The organism is Sneathiella sp., from assembly GCF_036844445.1.
GTDB lineage: Bacteria > Pseudomonadota > Alphaproteobacteria > Sneathiellales > Sneathiellaceae > Sneathiella.
This window is the reverse complement of record NZ_DAIUFV010000002.1, coordinates 449,916-475,036: the sequence shown is the minus strand read 5'-3', so window position 1 is coordinate 475,036 and position 25,121 is coordinate 449,916. Positions and strand designations below refer to the sequence as shown.

Sequence of the window (25,121 nt, the reverse complement as noted above, 5' to 3'; positions counted from 1 at the left end):
ATGGAAAAATTCAATAAACTGACGGCTGTTGCCGCGCCCATGCCGCTTGTCAATATCGACACCGACATGATCATCCCCAAGCAGTTTCTGAAGACCATTCAGCGCGCGGGCCTTGGCAAGAATCTTTTTGCCGAACTGCGCTACGATCGGGACGGCAACGAGAACCCCGATTTCGTGCTGAACCAGCCGGCCTACCGGAACGCCCAGATCCTGATCGCGGGCGATAACTTCGGCTGTGGCTCGAGCCGTGAGCATGCGCCCTGGGCACTGCTCGATTTCGGCATTCGCTGCGTCATTTCGACGAGCTTTGCGGATATCTTCCACAACAACTGTTTCCGCAACGGCATTCTTCCGATCGTCGTGTCGCCGGAAAATCTCGCGAAGCTGATGGACGATGCCGCGCGTGGTTCCAACGCGACCATTTCCGTTGATCTCGAAGCGCAGGAAATTCGCGGCCCCGACGGCGGCGTGATCCACTTCGACATCGACCCGTTCAACAAGCAGTGCCTGCTGGAAGGTCTCGACGAGATCGGCCTGACGCTGCGCAAAGCGAACAAGGTCACGGAGTATGAGGACACCCGCAAGCTTACCCAGCCGTGGCTCTGAAATCAGCGGTCCAGCAATAGCAAGAAAGTAATAAAAATGGCATCAAACAAATCTTTGCTGATCCTCCCTGGCGACGGTATCGGTCCTGAAGCGATGGGCGAAGTCCGCCGCATCGTCAACTGGATGGAAAAGAACCGGGCGGTCTCTTTCGATGTGGATGAAGATCTCGTTGGCGGCAGTTCAATTGACAAGCACGGCATTCCGATCACCGATGAAGTGGTCGAGAAGGCGATGAATGTGGACGCGGTCCTGCTCGGCGCTGTGGGCGGTCCGAAGTGGGACAAGCTCGATTTTTCCATCAAGCCGGAGCGGGGCCTGCTGCGCCTTCGCAAAGATCTCGAGCTGTTCGCCAACCTCCGCCCGGCCGTCTGCTTCGATGCGCTGGTCGATGCCTCGAGCCTGAAGCCGGAGCTGGTCAGCGGGCTCGACATCATGATCGTGCGCGAACTGACAGGCGGCGTTTACTTCGGGGAGCCGCGCGGCATTCAGGATCTTGGCAATGGTATCCGCCGCGGCGTCAATACGCAGGTTTACACCACCCCGGAAATCCACCGCGTTGCCCGCGTCGCCTTTGAGCTGGCGCGCAAGCGGGGTAACCGCGTCTGCTCGAGCGAGAAGGCGAACGTCATGGAATCGGGCGTTCTCTGGCGCGAGGAAGTGCAGAAAATCCACGACAGCGAATTCCCGGACGTCGAGCTCAGCCATATGTATGCTGACGCGGCGGCGATGGAGCTGGTGCGCAAGCCCAAGCAGTTCGACGTCATCGTCACCGATAATCTCTTTGGCGATATCCTCTCCGACTGCGCGGCGATGCTGACCGGCTCGCTCGGCATGCTGCCCTCCGCTTCGCTTGGCGATGTCGATGCTACCGGGCGGCGCAAGGCGCTTTATGAGCCCGTTCATGGCTCGGCCCCCGATATCGCGGGTAAAGGGATCGCCAATCCGATCGCGACGATCCTTTCCTATGCCATGGCGCTGCGCTATAGTTTCGATATGGGCACAGAAGCGGATCTTGTTGAAGGCGCGGTGCAGAAAGTACTTGCTAGCGGCATCCGCACTGGCGATATCATGTCGCCCGGCATGACGCAGGTTTCCACGACGGAAATGGGCAATGCCATCATTCGCGCACTGGATGAGGCCAATGGCTGACGCTGGCAGGCGTGTGTGAGTTAACCTCCGGTTCGCCGGATTAGAGAAGAGATCAGAATCATGGGATACAGAGTTGCGGTAGTCGGCGCCACGGGCAATGTGGGCCGCGAAATGCTGAACATCTTGCATGAAAGACAATTTCCGGTGACGGAAGTTATCGCGCTCGCGTCTAAACGGTCCGTCGGGCGGGAAGTTGCCTTTGGCGACAAACGCCTCAAGGTCAAGGCGCTGGATGATTTTGATTTCACCGGTGTTGATTTCGCGCTGTTCTCGGCGGGCGGTACCATCGCGGCCAAATATGGCCCGGGCGCAGCGGCCCAGGGCTGCATCGTGATTGACAACTCGTCGAACTTCCGGATGGATCCGGACGTGCCGCTGATCGTGCCCGAAGTGAACGCGGCTGCGGCCGGCGGATACACGCGGAAGAATATCATTGCCAACCCGAACTGCTCGACGGCGCAGCTCGTTGTTGCGCTGAAGCCGCTGCATGACGTGGCGAAGATCAGGCGCGTCGTGGTCTCGACCTATCAGTCGACGTCGGGCGCCGGCAATGAGGCGATGGATGAGCTTTTCACCCAGACCAAGGGCATCTACGTCAATGACACGCCGACGCCGCAGAAATTTACCAAGCAGATCGCGTTCAACGTGATCCCGCATATCGACGTCTTCATGGAAGACCGCTATACGAAGGAAGAGTGGAAGATGACGGTCGAGACCAAGAAGATTCTCGATCCGGCCATCAAGCTGACGGCGACCTGCGTCCGCGTCCCGACCTTCGTCGGCCATGCGGAAAGCGTGAACATCGAGTTTGAATCCGAGCTGACCGCGGATCAGGCACGGGAAATCCTGCGCGAGGCCCCGGGCATCATGGTCGTCGATAAGCCGGAAGAAAATGGCTATATCACGCCGGTCGAGTGTGTCGGGGACTATGCGACCTTCATCTCGCGTATTCGCGATGATACGACGGTCGAGTTTGGTATCAATCTCTGGTGCGTCTCCGACAACCTTCGCAAGGGCGCGGCGCTCAACACCGTGCAGATTGCCGAGCTGGTCGGGCGGGAGTATCTGAAAAAGGCCGCATAAGCCGCCCGCTTCACCACAAGAAACTAAATTGAGCCGGAGAGGGGAAAACCTTTCTCCGGCTTGTTCATTTCCGCGCTCTCCTTTACTCTGCACTGCAAGCGGCGGCTCCGCCCTCAATTGCGACCGGGAGGATGAAATGACGATGCGCGGCATGATCCGATTGGGGCTATGGTTTGGGTCCATTCTCCTGCTTCTCCCAGCGATAACGGCAAGCGGCTTTGCCGCGGATCGCTTTGTCGATCCGGCGGCGGCGCCCGGCGGCGAGGGCAGCCATGAGGCGCCATGGCGGGATATCCAGCATGTCCTCGATCAGAAGCTCATCGCACCGGGCGATCGCCTGCTTCTGAAGGGCGGGAACTACGGGCGCGTCAGAATCAACGATCTCGCCCCGCCGGAGCGCGTGGTGATTGAGGCGGCAGGCGAGACGCCGGCCGTCTTCGAGATGATTGAAATCATGCGCAGCCGCAACGTCACCCTTAAAGGTCTTACCGTCACGACAGGCGGCAACCGCCAGCCCGGCGACCGTGCGCATGTCCGGATCGACAAGCAGTCGCGCGATATCACCGTCGAGGGGCTGGAGATCTATACAATCAGCGACAGCTCCGACTGGTCGGCCGGCGAATGGGATGAAAAGTCGCTCGACGGGATTTTTTCGGAAGCCGAGAATGCCGAGATTCGGGGTAATCGCCTCCGCAACATCCGCTTCGGGATCTCGACGCTCGGGCGGCGCAGCGTGGTCGCGGGCAATGAAGTCGTCAATTTTGCCGGCGACGGTCTTCGCGGCCTCGGCGATGACAGCCTCTTTGAAGGCAATATCGTCAAGAACTGCTATCAGGTGAATGACAACCACGCCGATGGCTTCCAGTCCTGGTCGACGGGGGCGGATGGCCGGCCGGGCACAGGCACAATCCGCAACGTGACGCTCCGCGGCAATCTATTTCTCAATTACGAGGATTTCCATCAGCGCTATCCCTGCAAGATGGAAGGCATCGGCCTTTTCAACGGCGTCTATGAGGGATGGACGATCGAAAACAACATCGTCATCGTCAATAACTGGCATGGTATTTCCGCTTTCGGGATGCGGGCGAGCCGCATCGCCCACAACACCGTCATGGATATCGACTATTTTCCGCCGGGACCGGCCGCGATCACGATTATTTCCCTCGCCGGAGAGGCGCCGGCGGGGCGCAATCTGCTGATCAACAATGTCGCCAACGAGATCAACATCGAGGGGGACGGCGTCGATGCCGCGGGCAATATCGAGCTCGATGACCTTGATGATGTGTTTGAGGATGTCGATGCGGGAGACTATCGCCTTCCGAAAGGAAGCGATGTGATCAGCGCGGGTGTCCCCTTCAGCAAGGTGACGACCGATTTCTTCGGGAGGCCGCGAGCCGCCGGATCCGGGGCGGATGCTGGGGCCGTCGCGCGGGCAAACTGAGCACGGACTTCCGACACGCAGAAAAGCCGCAAAAGCGGCGCCCTTTCCATTGCGTCGCAACAAAAACTTATTATGATGCGGCACGCATTTCTTTAATTAGCTTCGAGCAACCGAAAAGGGCTTCTTGCCCGAGGGATAAACCATGACAAAAACTATTCGCCCCCGCCGCTCCGTCCTCTATATGCCGGGTTCCAATGCGCGGGCCCAGGAAAAAGCGAAAACACTGGCCGCCGATGCGCTCATTCTCGATCTGGAAGATGCCGTTGCGCCCGATGCCAAGGTTGAGGCGCGCGAGATTGTTTGCGGCAACGCCGCCGCCGGCGGTTATGGCAAGCGCGAAATTATCATCCGCGTGAACGGGCTTGATACGCCGTGGGGCCGCGATGACCTTATCGCCGCCGCGAAGGCCGGTCCGGACGCCATCCTGCTGCCGAAGGTCGAAAGCGCGGCGCAGGTGCAGGAGATGGAAAAGATCATGAAAGAGGCGGGCGCGCCTGCCAAAACGACGATCTGGTGCATGATGGAAACTCCGCTCGGCATTCTCCGGGCCGAGGAGATTGCGAGTGCAAGCCCGCTCGTTGACTGCTTCGTCATGGGAACCTCCGATCTCGTGAAGGAACTGCAGGCACAGCATACGCCGATGCGGCTCCCCGTCATCACCTCGCTCGGCCTTTGCCTTCTCGCCGGGCGGGCCTATGGCCTCACCGTTCTTGATGGCGTTTACCTCGATCTCAATGATGACGATGGATATCGTGCGGCCTGCGTGCAGGGGCTGGAACTCGGCTTTGACGGCAAGACGCTGATCCATCCGAAGCAGCTCGATGCGGCCAATGAAGTGTTCGCACCGTCTGCGGACGAAGTCGCCCTGTCGCGGCGCATCATCGAGGCGTTCGAGGCCGCGCAGAAGGAAGGCAAGGGCGTCGTCCTTGTCGATGGCAAGCTGATCGAGAATCTACATGTCGAGATCGCCAAGGCGAAGGTCGCCATGGCCGATGCCATTGCCGAAGCCGCGAAGTAAAGGAAGAGGATCATGAGCAAAACCAACCCCGGTAACTATTTCGAGGATTTCCGGATCGGCCAGGTGATCGATCATGCGACACCGCGCACCATCACGGAAGGCGACGTGTCGCTCTATACGGCGCTCTACGGCAACCGTTTCGCGCTGCAATCCGCCGATAGCTTCGCTATGGACTGCGGTCTTGAGGCCGCGCCGGTCGATGATCTTCTCGTCTTTCACGTCGTCTTTGGCAAGACCGTGCCGGATGTATCGCTGAACGCGGTCGCCAACCTTGGCTATGCCGATGTGCAGTTTAAATCGCCGGTCTACCCCGGCGATACCGTTAAGACGACCTCGACGGTTATCGGCCTTAAAGAGAATTCCAACGGCAAAACCGGGGTTGTCTATGTCCGCTCCATCGGCACCAACCAGATGGGCGCGATTGTCCTCGACTATGTCCGCTGGGTGATGGTGAGAAAGAAGGATGAGAGCGCGCCCGCGCCGGCGGAAGTCGTGCCGGATCTTCCCGAACGCGTTGATCCTTCGCTCCTCTCCCTGCCGGACGGGCTTGATTTCTCCTCCTATAACGCGACCCTGGCCGGCTCGCCGCATTATTTCGAGGATTATCAGGTCGGCGAAAAGATTGACCATGTCGATGGCATGACGATCGAGGAAGCCGAGCATATGATGGCGACGCGGCTCTACCAGAATACCGCCAAGGTGCATTTCAACCAGCACCAGATGAAGGATGACCGCTTCGGTCGCCGGCTGATCTATGGCGGGCATATCATCAGCCTGGCGCGCGCCCTCTCGTTCAACGGCCTCGGTAATGCGCAGCTTGTTGCCGCGATCAATGGCGGCTCGCACACCGCGCCGACCTTCGCCGGCCACACCATCTATGCCTGGAGCGAGGTGGTGGAGAAAGCCGAGCTTGCCGGAAATGCGACGGCAGGCGCGCTTCGCGTTCGCACCCTCGCAACCAAGGACAAGCCGTGCGACAGCTTCCCGGATAAGCTCGAAGACGGCAAGCGCGATCCGTCGGTCGTTCTTGATCTTGATTACTGGGTGATCTTGCCAAAAAGATCTAACGGAGTATAAAAAGGAACAGTTCTATTGACTTGCCAAAGAGGAGGCTTAAACTCCTCGGTTAAAATTAGAATAATTATGGAAAATTATCATCAAGAAAGACTTCCCCATGGCGAAAATTGATAGACCGCTCTCGCCGCATCTGCAGATTTACAAATGGCAGATTACGATGGTGACCTCGGTTCTGCATCGGGCGACGGGCATTGCGCTTGGAGCGGGGGCCCTGTTACTGGCCTGGTGGCTGATCGCCATCGCCGCCGGTCCGGAGGCCTATGGGACCGTCAGCGCCTTCCTTTCCTCCTGGTTCGGCCTGCTGGTTCTCTTCGGCTTCAGCTGGGCGCTGTTTTACCACCTCTGCAACGGCATCCGGCATCTGTTCTGGGACGCAGGGCAGGGTTTTGAACTGCCGACCATGCGCAAAAGCGGCATGACCGCGATCATCGCCTCGGTGGTTCTGACGGTGATCACCTGGATTATCGCCTTTTCGATGGGAGCCTGAGCCATGGATATGAGAGCCCCGCTTAAGAAAGTTCGCGGCCTTGGTTCGGCGAAGGACGGCACGACGCATTGGTGGCATCAGAAGGTGACGGCGCTCGCGCTCGTCCCGCTCTTTGTCATCGGTCTCGCCTATGTCCTCTGCCTGCTTGGCGCCGATTATACGGAAGTCCGCCAAACCCTCAGCCAGCCGTTTGCCTCGCTCATCCTGCTGCTGCTGATTGTCGCCACCTTCTATCATCTGAAGCTCGGCCTGCAGGTGGTGATCGAAGATTATATCCACACGGAAAGCACCAAGTTCATTCTCTTGCTGCTCAACAGTTTTGTCTGCGCAGCCGTTGGGCTGGCTGCGGCGCTTGCTGTTCTGAAGCTAGCGTTCGGGGGTTAAAGTAGCAACATGTCACAAGCCTATCCAATTACAGAACATAAATATGACGTCGTCGTTGTCGGCGCTGGCGGTGCGGGCCTCCGCGCAACCATGGGCATGGCAGCCGCCGGTCTGAAAACCGCGGCGGTGACCAAAGTCTTCCCGACCCGCAGCCACACGGTTGCCGCGCAGGGCGGTATTTCCGCTTCCCTCGGCAACATGGGCGAGGATAACTGGCAGTGGCATATGTATGACACCGTCAAGGGATCCGACTGGCTCGGCGATCAGGACGCAATCGAATATATGTGCCGCGAAGCGCCGGCGGCGGTGCTTGAGCTCGAACAATTCGGCATGCCGTTCAGCCGCACCGAAGAGGGCAAGATCTATCAGCGCGCCTTCGGCGGCATGACCACGCAGTTCGGCGAAGGCCCGGCGGCGCAGCGCACCTGCGCGGCGGCGGACCGGACCGGCCATGCCATGCTGCATACGCTCTACAGCCAGAGCCTGAAATATGACACGCAGTTCTTCGTCGAATATTTCGCGCTCGATCTCATCATGGATAAAGACGGCGCCTGCCGCGGCGTCCTCTGCCTCTCGCTCGAAGATGGCTCGCTGCATCTCTTCCGCTCGCACATGGTCGTTCTCGCGACCGGGGGATACGGCAGGGCGTTCTTCTCCTGCACCTCTGCCCACACCTGCACCGGCGACGGCGGTGGCATGGTGCTGCGGGCCGGTCTGCCGCTCCAGGATATGGAATTCATCCAGTTCCACCCGACCGGGATCTACGGCGCCGGCTGTCTGATCACCGAAGGGGTGCGCGGCGAAGGCGGGTTCCTAGTCAACTCCGAGGGCGAGCGCTTCATGGAGCGCTATGCGCCGCATGCGAAAGACCTCGCGAGCCGCGACGTTGTCAGCCGTTCGATGACGATGGAAATTCGCGAAGGCCGCGGCGTCGGACCGCGCAAGGACCATATTTACCTGCATCTTGATCACCTCGATCCCGACCTGATCGACGAGCGGCTGCCGGGCATCTCCGAAAGCGCCCGCATCTTTGCCGGTGTCGATGTGCATAAGGAACCGATCCCGGTTCTGCCGACCGTTCACTACAATATGGGCGGTATTCCGACCAACTACCGCGCCGAAGTTGTCGATCTGAAGGACGGCAACCCCGATGCGATCGTCCCCGGCCTGATGGCCGTTGGCGAAGCGGCCTGCGTCTCCGTTCACGGCGCCAACCGTCTCGGTTCGAACTCGCTCATCGACCTTGTCGTCTTTGGCCGGGCCGCTGCTCTCCGCGCGAAGGAGATCATCAAGCCCGGTCAGGCGCACGCGCCGATCGCGAAAGATGCCTGTGACGCGGCGATTGCCCGTCTCGATCACTTCCGCTATGCGAACGGCAGCCTCTCCACCGCCACCATCCGCGACAATATGCAGCGGGTGATGCAGGACGACTGCGCCGTCTTCCGCACCAGCAAGACGCTGCTTGAAGGCGTTGAGCGGATCAACGAGGTGTGGAAGCAGATGCCCGATATCAAGACGACGGACCGGTCTCTGATCTGGAACTCCGATCTTGTCGAAACGCTGGAGCTCGACAACCTCATCCGGCAGGCAGTCGTCTCGATGACGGCAGCGGAAAACCGCAAAGAGAGCCGCGGCGCCCATGCGCATGAGGATTATCCGGAGCGGGATGACGAGAACTGGATGAAGCACACGCTCACCTATCACAGCGATGAGGAAGGCGTGAAGATCGACTATCGTCCGGTGCATAACTACACGCTGACCGATGAAATTGACTATATCAAACCAAAAGCGCGCGTTTACTAAGCGCGTTGGGGATGAACCATGGCTGAACTGACATTACCTAAAAATTCAAGAGTTGGCGTTGGCAAGACACATGAAAAGCCGAAGGATGCGAAGAACGTCAAAGTCTTCCGCGTCTATCGCTGGTCGCCCGATGATGACAAAAATCCGGCCATCGACACCTACTATGTCGATCTGGATGACTGCGGGCCGATGATCCTCGACGGCCTGATCAAGATCAAGAACGAGATTGACCCGACGCTGACGTTCCGCCGCTCCTGCCGCGAGGGAATCTGCGGCTCCTGCGCGATGAACATCAACGGCACGAACACGCTGGCCTGCACGACGGGCATGGATGAGTTCGACGGAGAGATCAAGATCCACCCGCTGCCGCATCAGCCGGTCGTGAAGGATCTGGTGCCTGACCTCACCAATTTCTACGCGCAGTATGCCTCGATCAAGCCGTGGCTGCAGGCGGAATCCCCGGCTCCGTCGAGCGAGCGGTTACAGTCGAAGGAGGATCGCGCGAAACTCGACGGACTTTATGAGTGCATTCTCTGCGCCTGCTGCTCCACCTCCTGCCCGAGCTACTGGTGGAACTCCGACCGGTTCCTCGGCCCGGCCATCCTGCTGCAGGCCTATCGCTGGATCATCGACAGCCGCGATGAACATACGGGCGAGCGCCTCGACAACCTCGAGGATCCGTTCCGGCTCTATCGCTGCCATACGATCATGAACTGCACCAACACCTGCCCGAAGGGTCTGAACCCCGCGAAGGCGATTGCAGAGATCAAAAAGCTGATGGTGGAGCGCCGCTAAGTGGCCCCATAAGTTTCCGGAAAGTGGTCCTTTTTTAAGAGCCAATTTACGCTAGATTAAGACCGCCTCCTAAAGGCGGTCTTTTTTATTGGATTGACTGCAATGTATGTTCCGCCCTCGTTCAAAGCTCCCGAAAAAGAAACACTGACCCGTCTGATGCAGACGGCGAACTTCGGCCTGCTGATTTCCAGGGGCGGGGCGGATGGTCTTGTTGCGACGCATCTTCCCTTCGCCTATGATGCAGGGCGGGGCGAATTCGGGACGCTCATCGCGCATATGGCCCGGAGCAATCCCCATGCCGACATTCTTGAGGAGGACGAAGCGCTCGTCGTCTTTCTCGGGCCGCATCACTATATCTCGCCCAATTATTACGTTACCGACGGCAATGTGCCGACATGGAACTATGTCGCCGCCCATGCCTATGGGACACCGGTCATCCTTCGCGATGACGCCGCCGTTCGCGCCGTTCTGGAACGCCAGACGGCGGAGCAGGAGCGAGCGATGCCGACTCCTTGGAACCCGGAAGGACTTGATCCGGCGCGCTATCAGGCGCTGCTCCGCGGTGTCACGGTTTTCGAGATCGAAATTCAGCGCATCGACGCGAAAGCGAAGCTCGGCCAGAACAAATCGCCAGCCGATCAGGCGTCGATGACGACCGCCATCGGCCGCCTGTGGGACTGATGCATTTCAGGGGCGCGACGCTACTCCGCCGCCTCGCGGCCCGTCAGATAGTCTTCCGATCGCATTTCCATCAGCCGTGATACGGTGCGCGCAAACTCAAAACTGCCATCGCCCGCGGTGTAGAGTTCCTCCGGCTCGACCTCGGCGGAGATGACGAGGTTCGCCCTGGCTTCATAAAGCACATCGACGAGGGTGACGAAGCGCTTCGACTCGTTGCGCCGTGCCGGCGTCAGGCGGGGAACCCCCTCGAGAAGAATGGTGTGAAAATGCTCGGTGAGGGTGAGATAGTCGGCGGCGCCGAGCGCGACAGCGCAGAGCTCCGCAAAGCGAAAGCGCGCGACGCCGCGCGCGGATGTTTTTACCTTCAACTTGCGACCCTGCGTCACCAGGGTTTGCGGGTTATTCTCATAGCCTTCCGTCATTTCCGCATAGATCCGGTCCATCTCCGCCGCTGCGTGATCATCAAGCGGGCTGAAATATACCGGATGTTCGGCAAGCCGGTTGAGGCGATAGTCTTTCCCGCCGGCAAGATGCAGCACGTCGAGCTGTTCCTTCAGCATGGCGATAAAGGGCAGGAAAAGCTGCCGGTTGAGGCCGTCCTTGTAAAGATCGTCGGGCACGCGGTTCGACGTTGCGACAACAACGACGCCGCTTTCAAACAGCATCTCAAAAAGCCGTCCGAGGATCATGGCGTCGGCGACATCGGTGATCTGGAATTCATCGAAGCAGAGCAGCCACGCGGTCTCGGTGATGGAATTGGCGAGCGCCGCCACGGGATCGTTGTTGCGCCCTTCCGTCTTTTTGCGCTCGCGATGCATGAAGGCGTGCACCTCCTGCATGAAAGCGTGAAAATGGACCCGCCGCTTCTGCCTGACCGGCGCGGTGTCGAAGAAAAGATCCATCAACATGGATTTGCCGCGCCCGACATCGCCGTAGATATAAAGCCCCTGCGGCGGCTCAACCCGGGGCTTGCGCGCGCCGAGACGGAAGATCTGCGTCCAACGCGTGCTGGTCTTGGGGTTATAGTCCTGCAGGCGGCGATGCAGCGTCTCCAGCTTTTCAACGGCAAGCCGCTGTTCCGGATCGTCCTGAATATGATTGCTCGCCAGCAGCTTGCGATAGGCTTCTTGAGGGCCGGATTGATCAGTCATTAAGTTGCAGGGGTCAGAGAGTAAGCAAAATGCACGATAAACAAGTTCCCATGATCTCTACAGATATGCAGCCGCTCTGGCAATGATGCGAAGCCCAATGATTCATTTTTTCCGCGCCCCTTCGCGTTTGCCGGGAGTGAGATCGGCGGCAAATTATCCTTGCCCGGGCGGATCAATATTAATTCCGGCTAATTTTTCGTGATGATAGAAGCCGGCCCACAAAAATTTGCCTGCAAATACATGCCTGATCTTGCTCTTGCGCCTAAAAAGGTCTAGTACCGGCAATAATATTCACAAGGGGGCTCTTCAAATCCCTGATGGTCCTCCCCCCTCTTTTGACTTCGGAGAATATTAATGGCTCGAAAAAAGATTGCCCTTATTGGAAGCGGGAATATTGGCGGCACGCTCGCGCATCTCGCCGGCCTGAAAGAACTTGGTGATGTGGTCCTGTTCGATATCGCGGAGGGTCTGCCGCAGGGTAAAGCGCTTGATATTGCATCGTCCGCCCCGGTTGACAGGTTTAATGCCAATTTTTCCGGCGCCAATGACTATAGCGCAATCGCGGGCGCTGATGTCTGCATCGTCACCGCCGGAATCGCCCGCAAGCCCGGGATGAGCCGCGACGACCTGCTCGGCACCAATATCAAGGTCATGCAGTCGGTTGGCGAAGGCATCAAGAAATATGCGCCGAACGCCTTCGTCATCTGCATCACCAACCCGCTTGACGCCATGGTCTGGGTCCTGCGCGAGAAATGCGGCCTGCCGCATAACATGGTCGTCGGCATGGCCGGTGTTCTCGACAGTGCCCGTTTCCGCCTGTTCCTCGCCGAGGAATTCAATGTCTCCGTTGAAGATGTGACGGCCTTCGTTCTGGGTGGCCACGGCGACACCATGGTGCCGTTGATCCGCTATTCGACGGTTGCCGGTATCCCGGTTCCGGACCTCATCAAGATGGGCTGGAGCACGCAGGAGAAAATCGATGCGATCGTCGATCGCACCCGCAACGGCGGCGCCGAGGTTGTGGCATTGCTGAAAACCGGCTCGGCCTTCTATGCGCCGGCCTCCAGCGCGATCACCATGGCCGAAGCGTATCTCAAGGACAAGAAGCGCGTCCTGCCCTGCGCCGCCTATGTGAAGGGCCAGTATGGTCTTGACGGCATCTACGTCGGCGTGCCGACTGTCATCGGTGAAGGCGGTGTAGAGCGGGTTGTCGAGATCAACATGAATTCGGAAGAGAAGGCCATGTTCGATAATTCGGTCAACGCGGTGAAGGGACTGGTTGATGCGTGTATCGGTCTGGATCCGAGCCTGAAATAGGCGGCAAAAATGAAAGGGCACAGCAATAACCGGTTGTGCCCATTTTTGTGGTGCGATACCGTAGCTCGAATGGCTTTTTGAGGGGTAGATGCTCCACTTTTTGATGTTTCTAATACAGCAATAAACGGAAAACGATGAATATTCATGAATATCAGGCGAAAGGCCTGCTCTCGAAATACGGCGTGACCGTACCGCGAGGGGGAGTAGCCTATACGGCCGATGAGGCAAAAGGCGTCGCGGAGGGGCTGGGTGGCCCGGTCTGGGTCGTCAAGGCGCAGATCCATGCAGGCGGTCGCGGCAAGGGCGGCGGCGTCAAGGTCGTCAAGTCCCTCGACGCGGTAGCCGATACGGCAAAATCCATGATCGGCATGCAGCTCGTGACGCATCAGACCGGTCCGGAAGGCAAGGAAGTCAAGCGCGTCTATATCGAGGAAGGGTGCGATATCGCCCGTGAACTCTATCTTGGCGCGATCATCGACCGCGCCAAGGATTGCGTGACCTTCATGGCCTCCACCGAAGGCGGAATGGACATCGAGGAAGTCGCCGAAAAGACACCGGAAAAAATCCTCATGGTAAGCGTTGATCCGGCGTCCGGCATTATGCCGTTCCATGCGCGCCGGATTGCCTTCAGCCTCGGCCTCGAAGGCAAGCAGATCAATGCCGCGGTCAAGTTCATCATGGCGCTTTACAACGCCATTATCGATACAGACGCGAGCCTTGTTGAAATCAACCCGCTGGTCGTGACCGGCAGCGGCGATGTGATCGCGCTGGATGCGAAGATGAACTTCGATGACAACGCGCTTTACCGGCACAAGGATATTGCCGAGCTGCGCGATCCGGACGAAGAGGATCCGGCCGAGCGGGAAGCGGCGCAGTACGATCTCAGCTACGTCAAGCTCGATGGCAATATCGGCTGCATGGTGAACGGCGCAGGCCTCGCCATGGCGACGATGGATATCATCAAGCTGAACGGCGGCGAGCCGGCAAACTTCCTCGACGTTGGCGGCGGCGCCACGCGCGAGAAGGTCACGGAAGCCTTCAAGATCATCCTGAAGGATGAGAATGTCGAAGGCATCCTCGTCAACATCTTCGGCGGCATCATGCGCTGCGATGTGATTGCCGAGGGCGTTGTCGCTGCGGCGAAGGAAGTCGCCCTCAGCGTGCCGCTGGTTGTCCGTCTCGAAGGGACGAACGTCGAACTTGGAAAGAAAATTCTTGCAGAATCGGGCCTGCCCATTCTGTCCGCAGATGATCTTGGCGACGCTGCCGAGAAAATTGTTAAAGCAGTGAAGGAGGCAGCGTAATGTCGGTTCTCGTGAATAAGGATACGAAGGTCATTTGCCAGGGCTTTACCGGCTCGCAAGGGACGTTCCATTCCGAGCAGGCCATTGCCTATGGCACCAAGATGGTCGGCGGCGTCACCCCCGGCAAGGGCGGGGAGAAGCATCTCGGTCTCCCGATCTTCAATACGGTCGCCGAAGCGCGCGACGTTACCGGCGCCAATGCGAGCGTGATCTATGTTCCGCCGCCGTTCGCGGCCGACGCCATTCTGGAAGCGATCGATGCCGAGGTTGAGCTGATTGTCTGCATCACCGAAGGCATTCCGGTCCTCGATATGGTGCGCGTCAAGCGGACGCTGCGCAACAGCAAGTCCCGTCTCATCGGTCCGAACTGCCCGGGCGTCATTACGCCGGATGAGTGCAAGATCGGCATTATGCCCGGTCACATCCACCGCCGCGGCCATGTCGGGATCGTTTCCCGTTCGGGCACGCTGACCTATGAAGCAGTTGCGCAGACGACGGCTGCAGGCCTTGGACAGAGCACCTGCATCGGCATCGGCGGCGATCCGGTCAACGGCACCAACTTCATCGACTGCCTGGAGATGTTCCTTGCCGATGATGAAACGGAATCCATCATCATGATCGGCGAGATTGGCGGCTCGGCCGAGGAGGAAGCAGCAGAGTTCCTGAAATCCTCCAAGGTCAAGAAGCCGGTGGTCGGATTTATCGCAGGCGTGACGGCACCTCCTGGTCGTCGCATGGGCCATGCCGGGGCAATCATTTCCGGCGGCAAGGGCGGCGCGGAAGACAAGATGGAAGCCATGCGCAGCGCCGGCATCACCGTGTCGGACAGTCCGGCCGCTCTCGGCTCGACATTGGTAAGGGTTTTGAAAGGTTGACCTTGTAGGGTTAGCTATTACTTGTTGTATTGACTCTTATAGGGGGCGGGAGAAATCCCGCCCGTAATGCAGGATGGTTCAGCAATTGGAAACTTCTTCTTTCCTCTTTGGATCTAACGCCGGATTCATTGAGCAGCTCTACACGCGTTTTCTGAATGATCCCACTTCGGTTGATGTAAGCTGGCAGCAGTATTTCAACTCGCTCGGCGATGATGCCGAGACCGTCCTTGCAGAGGCCCGCGGCGCGCCCTGGGCGCCCGCGACCAATGGCCTCGATCCCGAGGATGACTACGGCATTCTCGGCGACGCCGCCAACCGTGCGATCGAGCGCGCGGAAGAGAAGGGGGCGACCGTCTCCGAAGTCCGCATGGCGGCGATCGATACGATCCGCGCGCTGATGCTGATCCGGTCCTACCGGGTGCGCGGCCATCTCAAGGCGAACCTCGATCCGCTCGGGCTTGAAATCCCGAAGGAGCATCCGGAGCTTAATCCGGCGACCTATGGCTTCAAGGAAGAAGACTGGGACCGACAGATTTTCCTCGACAACGTCCTCGGCCTCGAGACGGGGAGCATCCGGGAAATCCTCTCCATCGTGAAGCGCACCTACTGCTCCACGGTCGGCGTCGAATTTATGCATATTCAGGATCCGGAGCAGAAAGCCTGGATCCAGGAGCGTATCGAAGGACGCCACAAGGAAATCACTTTCACGACCGAGGGCAAGATCGCGATCCTGCGCAAGCTGATCGAGGCGGAAGGCTTTGAACAGTTCCTCAATGTGAAATATACGGGCACGAAGCGCTTTGGCCTTGACGGCGCCGAAGCGCTGATCCCCGCCATGGAAGGCATCATCAAGCGCGGCGGGCAGCTCGGTGTGCGTGAGATCGTCCTCGGCATGGCGCACCGTGGCCGCCTCAACGTGCTGACCAACGTGATGGCGAAACCCTTCCGCGCCGTATTCTCGGAGTTCCAGGGCAACCCCGCCCATCCCGAAGACGTCGAAGGTTCGGGTGACGTGAAGTATCACCTCGGGACGTCCTCTGATCGCGAGTTTGACGGCAATGAGGTGCATCTCTCGCTGACCGCGAACCCGTCGCACCTCGAAGCCGTAAACCCCGTCGTGCTCGGCAAGGCGCGCGCCAAGCAGGCGCAGCTTGGCCGCGATGTGGGCGGCCAGGTCATGCCGTTGCTGCTGCATGGCGATGCCGCCTTCGCAGGGCAGGGGATCGTCGCCGAGTGCTTTGGCCTGTCCGAGCTGAAGGGCTATCGCACCTCCGGCACCATCCATTTCGTCGTCAACAACCAGATCGGTTTCACGACGAGCCCGAAATATTCGCGCTCCAGCCCCTATCCGTCCGACGTCGGCAAGATGGTGATGGCGCCGATTTTCCACGTCAATGGCGATGATCCGGAAGCGGTCTGCCATGTCGCCAAGATTGCGACGGAGTTCCGCCAGCTGTTCCAGATCGATGTCGTGATCGACATGTTCTGTTACCGCCGTCACGGCCATAACGAGGGTGACGAGCCGGCCTTCACCCAGCCGCTCATGTACCGCACCATCGCGCAGCATCCGACGACGATGCAGATCTATGCCAAGAAGCTGATCGCCGAAGGCGTCACGACCGAGGCAGAGGTCGAGGGCTGGATCGCCGAGTTCCGCGATTATCTTGAAAAGCAGTATGAAGCTGCCAACAGCTTCAAACCGAACAAGGCCTACTGGTTTGAAGGCCGCTGGCAGGGCTTTGGCCGCGCCGATGAAGGGGCGCGGCGTGGTTCGACGGCGGTCGAGATCGACCGGCTGAAGGAAATCGGCCGGGCGCTGACGAATATTCCGCCGACGCATAACGTGCATCGGACGCTGCAGCGGGTCCTCAAAGCCAAGAAGGAGATGATCGAGACCGGCAAGGGCATCGACTGGGCGACGGCGGAAGCGCTGGCGTTCGGCTCGCTCCTGAAGGAGAATTATCCGGTCCGCCTGTCGGGCCAGGACTCCGGGCGCGGCACCTTCTCGCAGCGTCATTCGGTGATCGTCGATCAGGTGACGGAAGAGCGCTACATTCCGCTCAACAATCTCGGCGGGGAGCAGGCGCATTATGAGGTGATCGACAGCATGCTGTCGGAAGCCGCCGTGCTCGGCTATGAGTATGGCTATACGCTCGCCGAGCCGAATGCGCTCGTCCTCTGGGAGGCGCAGTTCGGCGACTTCGCCAACGGCGCGCAGATCATCATCGACCAGTTCATCTCGAGCGGCGAGGCGAAGTGGCTGCGTATGAGCGGCCTCGTGATGCTGCTGCCGCATGGCTATGAAGGACAGGGGCCGGAGCATTCCTCCGCCCGTCTCGAGCGCTATCTGCAGCTTTCGGCAGAAGATAACTGGCAGGTGGTCAACTGCACGACGCCGGCGAGCTATTTCCACGCCCTTCGCCGCCAGATCCACCGCAAGTTCCGCAAGCCGCTGGTGGTGATGACGCCAAAGTCGCTGCTGCGCCACAAGCTGGCGGTCTCGACGCTGGAGGAAATGGGCCCCGGCTCGAGCTTCCACCGTGTGCTCTACGACAACGAAAAACTGTGCCCTGACAAGGATGTCAAACGTGTTATCCTGTGCTCCGGCAAGGTCTATTACGACCTGCATGCGAAGCGGGAGGAACTCGGCGACAAGCACACCTATTTCCTTCGGCTTGAGCAGCTCTATCCCTTCCCCTGCGAGGCGCTGGAGGAAGAGTTGCAGAACTTCAGGCATGTGGAAGATGTGGTGTGGTGTCAGGAGGAGCCGAAAAACATGGGTGCCTGGACATTTGTGGAGCCGCATCTGGAACGCGTTTTTGCGAATGTAAAAATGCAGAAGGTGAAGCGCGCGCGCTACGCCGGGCGCAAGGAAGCCGCATCGCCGGCAACCGGCCTGCTGAAAAAGCACATCAAGGAACAAAACGCATTGTTGGACGACGCGTTCGGTATCAAATCGGAATAGGGAAGTCAAAATGACGGTGGAAATTCGTGTTCCCGCACTCGGGGAATCAGTGACGGAAGCAACGGTAGGCCAATGGTATAAAAAAGTCGGCGACTCGGTCACCAAAGATGAACCGCTCCTTGAGCTGGAAACGGACAAGGTCACCCTTGAAATCAATGCGCAGGAATCCGGGCGGCTGGATGAAATCTCGGCCCCCGAAGGCACCGATGTGGAGGTTGGCGCCCTGCTCGGCCTGATCACGGCGGGCGCAAGCGGTAACGTCTCCGCCCCGGCCGCAGCCTCGCCCGAGGCGACGCCGGCGCCGCAACCCGCGCCGGCACCTGCGGCAGCGCCTGCGGCGGCTCCGGCACCTGCTGCGGCGGCACCGGCACCGGGCGCGCCTGCAGAAATTCTTCCGGCGGCGCAAAAGCTGATCGATGAAAACAATCTCGACGCCCGCCGCATCCGCGGCACGGGTAAGGATGGCCGCATCACCAAGGGCGATGTTCTGGAAGCGCTTGAGCATGGTGGCGCATCCCCTGCCGCAGCCCCGGCTCCGGCCCCCGCAGCGGCGGCGCCTGCGGCTCCGGCCGCGCCCTCCGGCCCGCGCCCCGAGGAGGCGCGCGAGGAGCGGGTCAAGATGACGCGTCTTCGCAAGAGCATTGCGACCCGCCTTAAAGATGCGCAGAATACCGCGGCCATGCTCACCACCTATAACGAGGTGGATATGACCGCGATGCTGGAGTTGCGCCGGGAATATCAGGATCTTTTCATCAAGAAACACGGCGTGAAGCTCGGCTTCATGTCCTTCTTTACGAAGGCCTGTATCGCTGCCCTCAAGGAACTTCCGGCTGTGAATGCGGAGATTGACGGCGACTATTTAGTCTACAAGAACTACTACAATATCGGCATTGCCGTTGGCACCGACGCCGGTCTTGTGGTGCCGGTTCTGCGCGACGCCGATCAACTCAGCTTTGCGGAAGTGGAAAAGGGGATCGCCGCGCTCGGCGCGAACGCCCGGGACGGCAAACTCAGCATGGCCGACCTGCAGGGCGGTACCTTCACCATCACCAATGGCGGTGTCTATGGCTCGCTGATGTCCTCGCCGATCCTGAACCCGCCGCAGGCGGGCGTTCTCGGCATGCATAAAATCCAGGAGCGGCCGATGGTCGTGAAGGGCGAAATCAAGATCCGGCCGATGATGTATCTCGCGCTCACCTATGATCACCGGATTATCGACGGCAAGGAAGCGGTGACGTTCCTTGTGCGGGTGAAAGACGCGCTGGAGGATCCGCAGCGGTTGTTGCTGGACCTCTGATCAATCCAGAAGGATAGAGGCATATTATGAGTGACGATACTTTCGATCTGGTCGTAATCGGCGGTGGGCCGGGCGGCTATACGGCCGCCATCCGGGCCTCCCAGCTCGGCATGAAGACGGCGTGCGTTGAAAAGCGCGAGACGCTCGGCGGCGTCTGCCTGAATGTCGGCTGTATCCCGTCGAAGGCGCTGCTCAAATCGTCGGAGCTATATGAAGAGGCGGGACACGATTTTGAACGCCGCGGGATAACCATCGGCTCGCTGAAGCTCGATCTTGGCAAGATGATGGGTGTGAAGCAGGAGACGGTGAAGGGTCTGACGCAGGGGATCGAGTTTCTCTTCAAGAAGAACAAGGTCACTCACGTAAAAGGCACGGCAACGCTGGAAGGCGGCGGGCGGATCGCGGTGACGGGCGCGGAGGCGAGAACGCTGAAGGCGAAGAATATCCTCATCGCGACGGGCTCGGACGTGACGCCGCTTCCCAATGTCGAGGTGGACGAGAAGCAAATCGTCTCCTCCACCGGCGCGCTTGAACTTCCCAAAGTGCCGAAGAAGATGATCGTCATCGGCGCAGGGGTCATCGGGCTTGAACTCGGGACCGTCTGGCGCCGCCTCGGGGCCGAGGTGACGGTTATCGAATTCCTCGATCGCATTCTGCCCGGTACTGACAACGAAGTTGCCAAGGCAACGCAGCGGATCCTCAAAAAACAGGGGATCGAATTCCTGCTCGGCAAGAAGGTGACAGGCGCGAAGAAGGAGAAATCCGGCGTCACGCTGACTTTTGAACCCTCCAAGGGCGGTGATGCGGAAACCTTGAAAGCCGACGTCGTGCTGGTTGCGATCGGCCGGCGTCCCTATACCGAAGGGCTCGGGCTTGACGATCTCGGTGTCGAGCGAGACCGCGGCGGGCGCATCATTGTCGATAAGAACTTTAAGTCCACCGTCGATGGGGTTTACGCGATCGGTGACGTCATTGAAGGGCCGATGCTCGCGCATAAGGCGGAAGATGAAGCCGTCGTCTGCGTCGAAAAAATGGCCGGCCAGAAGCCGCATATCAATTACGACACCATTCCGGCTGTCGTCTATACTTGGCCCGAAGTTGCAACCGTCGGCAAGACGGAAGAGCAGCTGAAGGAAGCGAATATCGCTTATAATGTCGGCAAGGTACCGTTCGTCGCGAACAGCCGCGCCCGCGCAAATGGCTTCACCGAAGGGTTTGTGAAAATTCTCGCCGACAAAAAGACGGACAAGGTGCTCGGCGTTCACATCATTGGCCCGGATGCTGGAACGATCATCCATGAATGCGTGTTGGCGATGGAGTTTGGCGCCTCGTCCGAGGATATCGCCCGCACCTGCCATGCGCACCCAACGCTCAACGAAGCGGTCAAGGAAGCGGCGCTCGCCGTTCTGGGGCGCACAATAAACAGTTGATCTTTTCATCAATCGGTCAGCAGAATAACGGGTCGGAATTTTCCGGCCCGTTTCATTTGCACTGTAATCTCAAGGAGACGTCATGAAGCTCTGCTATAGCGCCCTCTCTCCCTTCGCCCGGAAAGTCCGGGTTACCGCAATCGAGCACGGGCTGATGGATCAACTGGAAAAGGTCGATCCCGATACCAGCGACATGTTCAAAGGGTTCAATCGGGCAAATCCGCTCGGTAAAATTCCGAGCCTCGAACTCGACAATGGCGATCTGATCTATGATTCCATTGTGATCTGTGAATATCTCGACAGCATTGGCAAGGGGCCGAAGCTGTTTCCGCCCGCAGGGCCGGAACGCTGGCGCGTCCTGACGCTCCACACGATGGCGGATGGCATGATGGACAACACGCTGCAGCGGCGTGTCAACAGTCTCCTTCCGGAAGGGGAGGGCTCGCCGAGCTGGATGGAACGGCTGCGCTTCGGGATCGAGAACTGCCTGGATGAGATGGAGCGGCAGGCGGACGGCTATGGGGAGGCGCTCAATATCGGAACAATTACGGTCGCCTGCGCGCTTGGCTATCATGATTTCCGGCTCGGGTATGAGCAATGGCGCAACGGCCGACCGGCGCTCACGCGGTGGTATGAGAAAATGCTGAAGCATACATCCATTTCCGAAACACTGCCAGGCTGACCTTGCGACAGAATCTGTCGGGGCCAAAGCTGACGCTGGTGCTGTGCCTGGCGGAAATCACGGCAATGACCCCCTTCGCCACCTTTCCGGCGATGATCCCTTTCTTTTTCGATCACTGGTCCCTGACGGGATCGGATGCCGGCTGGATCAACTCGGTCTTTTTCATCGGCTTTACGCTGTTTGGCCCGGTCGTTACCTCGATGACCGACCGGATCGATGCGCGGCGCGTTTTCCTCCTTGGCAGTTTTCTCGCCATTATCGGGGCATTCGGCTTTGCCTATCTCGCGCATGATTTTTATTCGGCGTTGCCGTGGCGGTTTATTTCAGGCGCGGCGCTCGGCTGCACCTATATGCCGGGACTGAAGGCGCTTACCGACCGGCTTCCCGCCGGCGATCAGTCGCGGTTCATCGCCTTTTACACGGCGAGCTTTTCAACCGGCTCCGCGGTCTCCTTTCTGTTGATCGGGCAGGTGCATCTCTGGTTCGGCTGGGAAGAGGCGCTGGTCTCCGCCATGCTCGGCCCACCGATTTCGCTGGCTCTCACCTATATCTTCACCCGGCCGAAAGCGCTGGAGCAGCCGCGGGCGTGGGCGCAGATCTTCAACTACCTGCCGGTGCTGCGAAATCGGTTCAGTATGGGCTATATCATCGCCTATACCTGCCACACTTGGGAGCTGGTGACGATGCGCTCCTTCATGATGGCGTTTCTCGCCTTCTCCCATATGCTGACGAGCGCGCCCGTCTGGATGGATGTCTCGACGATTACCGCGATTGCCGTTTTCGTCGGGCTGCCGGCAAGCGTCCTTGGCAACGAGCTTTCCCTCAAGATCGGGCGGCAGCGCGCGATCACCCTGGTCGTGCTCGCCTGTCTCTGCGTGTCGTTGAGCATCGGCTTTATGGCGAGCCTGCCATTTATTATCGTTGTAGTGATGAGTGTTCTTTACGGCTTCCTGATCGCCGCAGACTCGTCCTCACTCACGGCCGGGTCGGTCGGCAGCGCGCGGCCGGAATTTCGCGGTGCGACGATGGCGGTTCACAGCTTTCTCGGCTTTAGCGGCGGTATCGTCGGCCCGGTGGTTGCAGGCGCCGTCCTCGATCATTCCGGAGGCCCCACGTCGATCACGGCCTGGGGGCTTCTCTTTGTCTCGATGGGGGCGGTCACCCTGATTGCACCCTTCGCCCTTCGCCTCACCCGTAAATAGGCGGACAGTCAGCTTTTCGGGTGCGCCTGATCATAGACGGCGAGAAGCTTCTCCATATCGAGGTCCGTATAGCGCTGGGTCGAGGAAAGCGAGGCATGGCCGAGGAGTTCCTGAATGGAGCGAAGATCGCTGCCGCTGCCGAGCAGATGACTTGCAAAACTGTGGCGAAGCGCGTGCGGCGTTGCCGTCTCAGGCAGGCCGAGGCCGCGGCGGAGCGTCTGCATCTTGAGCTGTATCGCCCGCGCGTTCAGCCGCTTTCCCTGCCGGCCGACGAACAGGGGGCCGGTCCCCTCCAATGGAAACGGGCAATGCCTGAGATATAGGTCGATGGCCTCGCGCACCGCGGGCAGTACAGGCACCATCCGTTCCTTGTTGCCCTTGCCGATCAGGGTGAGAATGTCGCCTTTCGGACGATCCGCCATATTAAGCCCGAGGGCTTCACCAATGCGCAGGCCGCAGCCGTAGAGCAGCGTCAGCACCGCAAGGTCGCGATACTGTATCCAGTCCGGCTCACGCGCATCCGGCGTCCCCTGCAACAGCTTTCTTGCATCGGTCACGGCGAGCGGGCGCGGCAGCCGCGTCGGCGCTTTCGGGGTGCGGAGGGATTTGAGGTAGGGGTTGTGGAATGCGCCTTCGCGCTCCTGACGCTTGAAAAAACTGCGGATCGACGAGAGGACACGGCGGAGCGACGTGGCGCTGAGGCCCTCCTGGCGGCGATGCGCAAGATAGGCGCGAAAATCCGCAGCGCGCAACGCTTCAAGATCACTGAGCGTCGGTTCGCCGCCGAGATGGCCGGTGAGAAAGGCGAGGAAATCCCGCACATCCCGCTCATAGGCTTCAAGCGTGTGCGCACTCGCTTTCTTTTCGTGGACCAGCCAGTCCATCCAGTCGTCAAACGCGCGGTCGAGGGAGCGATGCTCTGGCATGCCTATGCCGATTTCTGCTCCAGCCACATCTGCAGGCAGGATTGAATGGCTATTGCAAGGAAGGAGAGAAGATCGGTCGCCTGATCTTCGTCAAAATGTCCGGGCTCGCGGCTGCCGAAGGCGACCATCGCCCGCGCATGCAGCGAGGGGATATCAAGCCGGATCAGCGCATCGGAACGCACCAGGTCCTTGGCCGGGCCGAAAATGGCCTTGGACTGCGGCGCGCGCGCCCGAAGGAGAATGTTCCGCCCGTGCCACGGGGCGCGATTGATGCTGCCGGGCTTGAGGCGTTGCAACCCCGTCATATCAGGAAGCGGGATCGGCCCGTCTTCAACGCAAAGGGTCAGAACGTCGATTTCGAGAAGTTCCGGCAAATCCTGCGTCAGGATGTGAACGAAATGGGCAAGGTTGGATGCTCCGAGAAGCGCCTGTATTGACGCGTGCACCATGTTCTGGGTGTGATTGTTATTGCGGGCGGCTTCAACGAAATTTTCTTGAAGTTCGGTGAGCCGGGCGACTTTCTTTTGCAGCCGCGCCACCATGTAGGATTGCAGATCGACGACGCCGTCGTCGGCCGCGCGCCCGGGAAGCTTCATCTCCGACAGAAGATCGGCGTTATTGACCAGGAACTCCGGATGCGCGCGAAGCCAGTTCCGGACGCTTTCTTCGGTCAGCCGCGGGGTTTCTGTCCCGCCGTCACCGATCTTCTTGTCAGATGTTTCACTCACCTACGCTACTCTCATTGCGGCGTTGTCAGAGGATATTCTGGCCTGTTTTTTCCCAGTCCGCAAGGAAAGCCGCAAGGCCCTTGTCCGTCAGGGGGTGCGCCACAAGCTGTTTCAGAACGGCGGGCGGGATCGTGCAGACATCTGCGCCGATCAGGGCCGCCTCGACAATATGCGTCGGATTGCGGATAGAGGCGACCAGAACCTCGGTTTTGAGGTCGGGGTAATTGTCATAAATCTGGACGATGTCGCGGATCAGATCCATGCCGCGCTGGCCGATATCGTCAAGGCGTCCGACGAAGGGCGAGATATAAGTCGCGCCGGCTTTTGCGGCGAGGATAGCCTGTGCGGCCGAGAAGCAGAGCGTGACGTTGACCTTCGTGCCGCCGCGGCTGAGTTCGGCGCAGGTTTTGAGGCCGGCCATGGTAAGCGGGACCTTGACGGCGATATTTTCGGCAATCCCGGCCAGCTTCTTTCCCTCTTCCAGCATCGTCTTGAACTCGGTCGCGGCCACCTCGGCGCTGACCGGTCCATCAACGATCTTGCAGATTTCGCCAATTACTTCAAAGAAGTCACGCCCGGTTTTGGCGATCAGTGACGGGTTCGTGGTAACACCATCGAGAAGGCCGGTATCGGCAAGCTCGCGGATCTCTTCGGTGTCGGCTGTATCAACAAAAAATTTCATGAGATGTTACGTTATCCTGACGCTTAAAGACTGGTTTG

23 protein-coding genes are annotated in these 25,121 nt (G+C 59.4%); 19 read left to right on the top strand and 4 right to left on the bottom strand.

Annotation, left to right across the window (positions count from 1 at the left end; all coding sequences use genetic code 11):
• The 11 genes from leuD to V7Z56_RS05650 all read left to right on the top strand — a co-directional run bounded on the left by leuD (position 1) and on the right by V7Z56_RS05650 (position 10,524).
• Positions 1-606: a 3-isopropylmalate dehydratase small subunit gene (leuD, locus tag V7Z56_RS05700; protein ID WP_334128402.1), complete on the top strand. Its 606-nt coding sequence runs from the start codon at positions 1-3 to the stop codon at positions 604-606.
• A gap of 36 nt (positions 607-642) precedes the next feature.
• Complete coding sequence (gene leuB, locus V7Z56_RS05695; RefSeq protein ID WP_334128401.1) at positions 643-1,755, top strand: 3-isopropylmalate dehydrogenase; 1,113 nt, start codon at positions 643-645, stop codon at positions 1,753-1,755.
• A 60-nt stretch (positions 1,756-1,815) separates the two neighbouring features.
• Positions 1,816-2,838 carry an aspartate-semialdehyde dehydrogenase gene (locus V7Z56_RS05690; protein ID WP_334128400.1) on the top strand — a complete coding sequence of 341 codons (1,023 nt, stop codon included), beginning with the start codon at positions 1,816-1,818 and terminating at the stop codon, positions 2,836-2,838.
• Between the two features lie 136 nt (positions 2,839-2,974).
• A complete protein-coding gene (locus V7Z56_RS05685; RefSeq protein ID WP_334128399.1) occupies positions 2,975-4,279 on the top strand; it encodes a hypothetical protein in 1,305 nt (434 codons plus the stop codon).
• A 142-nt stretch (positions 4,280-4,421) separates the two neighbouring features.
• Positions 4,422-5,297 carry an HpcH/HpaI aldolase/citrate lyase family protein gene (locus V7Z56_RS05680; RefSeq protein WP_334128398.1) on the top strand — a complete coding sequence of 292 codons (876 nt, stop codon included), beginning with the start codon at positions 4,422-4,424 and terminating at the stop codon, positions 5,295-5,297.
• Positions 5,298-5,309: 12 nt separating this feature from the next.
• Complete coding sequence (locus V7Z56_RS05675; protein WP_334128396.1) at positions 5,310-6,374, top strand: MaoC family dehydratase; 1,065 nt, start codon at positions 5,310-5,312, stop codon at positions 6,372-6,374.
• A 97-nt stretch (positions 6,375-6,471) separates the two neighbouring features.
• Complete coding sequence (sdhC, locus tag V7Z56_RS05670) at positions 6,472-6,861, top strand: succinate dehydrogenase, cytochrome b556 subunit (protein WP_334128395.1); 390 nt, start codon at positions 6,472-6,474, stop codon at positions 6,859-6,861.
• A gap of 3 nt (positions 6,862-6,864) precedes the next feature.
• Positions 6,865-7,245 (top strand): succinate dehydrogenase, hydrophobic membrane anchor protein, encoded by a 381-nt coding sequence (gene sdhD, locus V7Z56_RS05665; protein WP_334128394.1) that lies wholly within the window; start codon positions 6,865-6,867, stop codon positions 7,243-7,245.
• Between the two features lie 9 nt (positions 7,246-7,254).
• A complete protein-coding gene (gene sdhA / locus V7Z56_RS05660) occupies positions 7,255-9,048 on the top strand; it encodes a succinate dehydrogenase flavoprotein subunit (protein ID WP_334128393.1) in 1,794 nt (597 codons plus the stop codon).
• Positions 9,049-9,066: 18 nt separating this feature from the next.
• Entirely contained in the window at positions 9,067-9,843 is a 777-nt protein-coding gene (locus V7Z56_RS05655) for a succinate dehydrogenase iron-sulfur subunit (protein ID WP_334128392.1), read from the top strand.
• 102 nt (positions 9,844-9,945) lie between these two features.
• Positions 9,946-10,524: an FMN-binding negative transcriptional regulator gene (locus tag V7Z56_RS05650; RefSeq protein WP_334128391.1), complete on the top strand. Its 579-nt coding sequence runs from the start codon at positions 9,946-9,948 to the stop codon at positions 10,522-10,524.
• A 20-nt stretch (positions 10,525-10,544) separates the two neighbouring features.
• Here V7Z56_RS05650 and zapE read toward each other — a convergent pair whose 3' ends face one another.
• Positions 10,545-11,675, bottom strand: a complete 1,131-nt coding sequence (gene zapE, locus V7Z56_RS05645; RefSeq protein WP_334128390.1) for a cell division protein ZapE — start codon at positions 11,673-11,675, stop codon at positions 10,545-10,547.
• Between the two features lie 354 nt (positions 11,676-12,029).
• Here zapE and mdh point away from each other — a divergent pair, with 354 nt between their 5' ends.
• The 8 genes from mdh to V7Z56_RS05605 all read left to right on the top strand — a co-directional run bounded on the left by mdh (position 12,030) and on the right by V7Z56_RS05605 (position 22,747).
• The gene (gene mdh / locus V7Z56_RS05640) at positions 12,030-12,992 is read left to right on the top strand and encodes a malate dehydrogenase (RefSeq protein ID WP_334128389.1); all 963 of its coding nucleotides are present in this window, start codon (positions 12,030-12,032) and stop codon (positions 12,990-12,992) included.
• A gap of 134 nt (positions 12,993-13,126) precedes the next feature.
• Positions 13,127-14,296, top strand: coding sequence for an ADP-forming succinate--CoA ligase subunit beta (gene sucC / locus V7Z56_RS05635; protein ID WP_334128388.1), 1,170 nt, complete (start codon positions 13,127-13,129; stop codon positions 14,294-14,296).
• Positions 14,296-15,171, top strand: a complete 876-nt coding sequence (gene sucD / locus V7Z56_RS05630) for a succinate--CoA ligase subunit alpha (protein WP_334128387.1) — start codon at positions 14,296-14,298, stop codon at positions 15,169-15,171. Before sucC ends, sucD begins: the two co-directional genes overlap by 1 nt.
• Positions 15,172-15,244: 73 nt before the next feature.
• The gene (locus V7Z56_RS05625) at positions 15,245-18,136 is read left to right on the top strand and encodes a 2-oxoglutarate dehydrogenase E1 component (protein WP_443023750.1); all 2,892 of its coding nucleotides are present in this window, start codon (positions 15,245-15,247) and stop codon (positions 18,134-18,136) included.
• Between the two features lie 10 nt (positions 18,137-18,146).
• Positions 18,147-19,433, top strand: coding sequence for a 2-oxoglutarate dehydrogenase complex dihydrolipoyllysine-residue succinyltransferase (gene odhB, locus V7Z56_RS05620; RefSeq protein WP_334128385.1), 1,287 nt, complete (start codon positions 18,147-18,149; stop codon positions 19,431-19,433).
• Between the two features lie 26 nt (positions 19,434-19,459).
• On the top strand, positions 19,460-20,863 hold the full coding sequence (gene lpdA / locus V7Z56_RS05615) for a dihydrolipoyl dehydrogenase (RefSeq protein WP_334128384.1): 1,404 nt from the start codon (positions 19,460-19,462) through the stop codon (positions 20,861-20,863).
• A gap of 82 nt (positions 20,864-20,945) precedes the next feature.
• Positions 20,946-21,545, top strand: coding sequence for a glutathione S-transferase family protein (locus V7Z56_RS05610; RefSeq protein ID WP_334128383.1), 600 nt, complete (start codon positions 20,946-20,948; stop codon positions 21,543-21,545).
• Positions 21,546-21,547: 2 nt separating this feature from the next.
• Positions 21,548-22,747 carry an MFS transporter gene (locus V7Z56_RS05605; protein ID WP_334128382.1) on the top strand — a complete coding sequence of 400 codons (1,200 nt, stop codon included), beginning with the start codon at positions 21,548-21,550 and terminating at the stop codon, positions 22,745-22,747.
• 8 nt (positions 22,748-22,755) lie between these two features.
• On the opposite strand, the gene V7Z56_RS05600 is transcribed toward V7Z56_RS05605, so the two are convergent.
• Genes V7Z56_RS05600 through fsa form a run of 3 tightly spaced genes read right to left on the bottom strand, consistent with a single transcriptional unit; the run spans position 22,756 to position 25,083 of the window.
• Positions 22,756-23,673, bottom strand: a complete 918-nt coding sequence (locus V7Z56_RS05600) for a tyrosine recombinase XerC (RefSeq protein WP_334128381.1) — start codon at positions 23,671-23,673, stop codon at positions 22,756-22,758.
• A gap of 2 nt (positions 23,674-23,675) precedes the next feature.
• Positions 23,676-24,401, bottom strand: coding sequence for a DUF484 family protein (locus tag V7Z56_RS05595; protein ID WP_334128380.1), 726 nt, complete (start codon positions 24,399-24,401; stop codon positions 23,676-23,678).
• A gap of 25 nt (positions 24,402-24,426) precedes the next feature.
• On the bottom strand, positions 24,427-25,083 hold the full coding sequence (gene fsa, locus V7Z56_RS05590) for a fructose-6-phosphate aldolase (protein ID WP_334128379.1): 657 nt from the start codon (positions 25,081-25,083) through the stop codon (positions 24,427-24,429).
• Between the last annotated feature and the right edge of the window lie 38 nt (positions 25,084-25,121).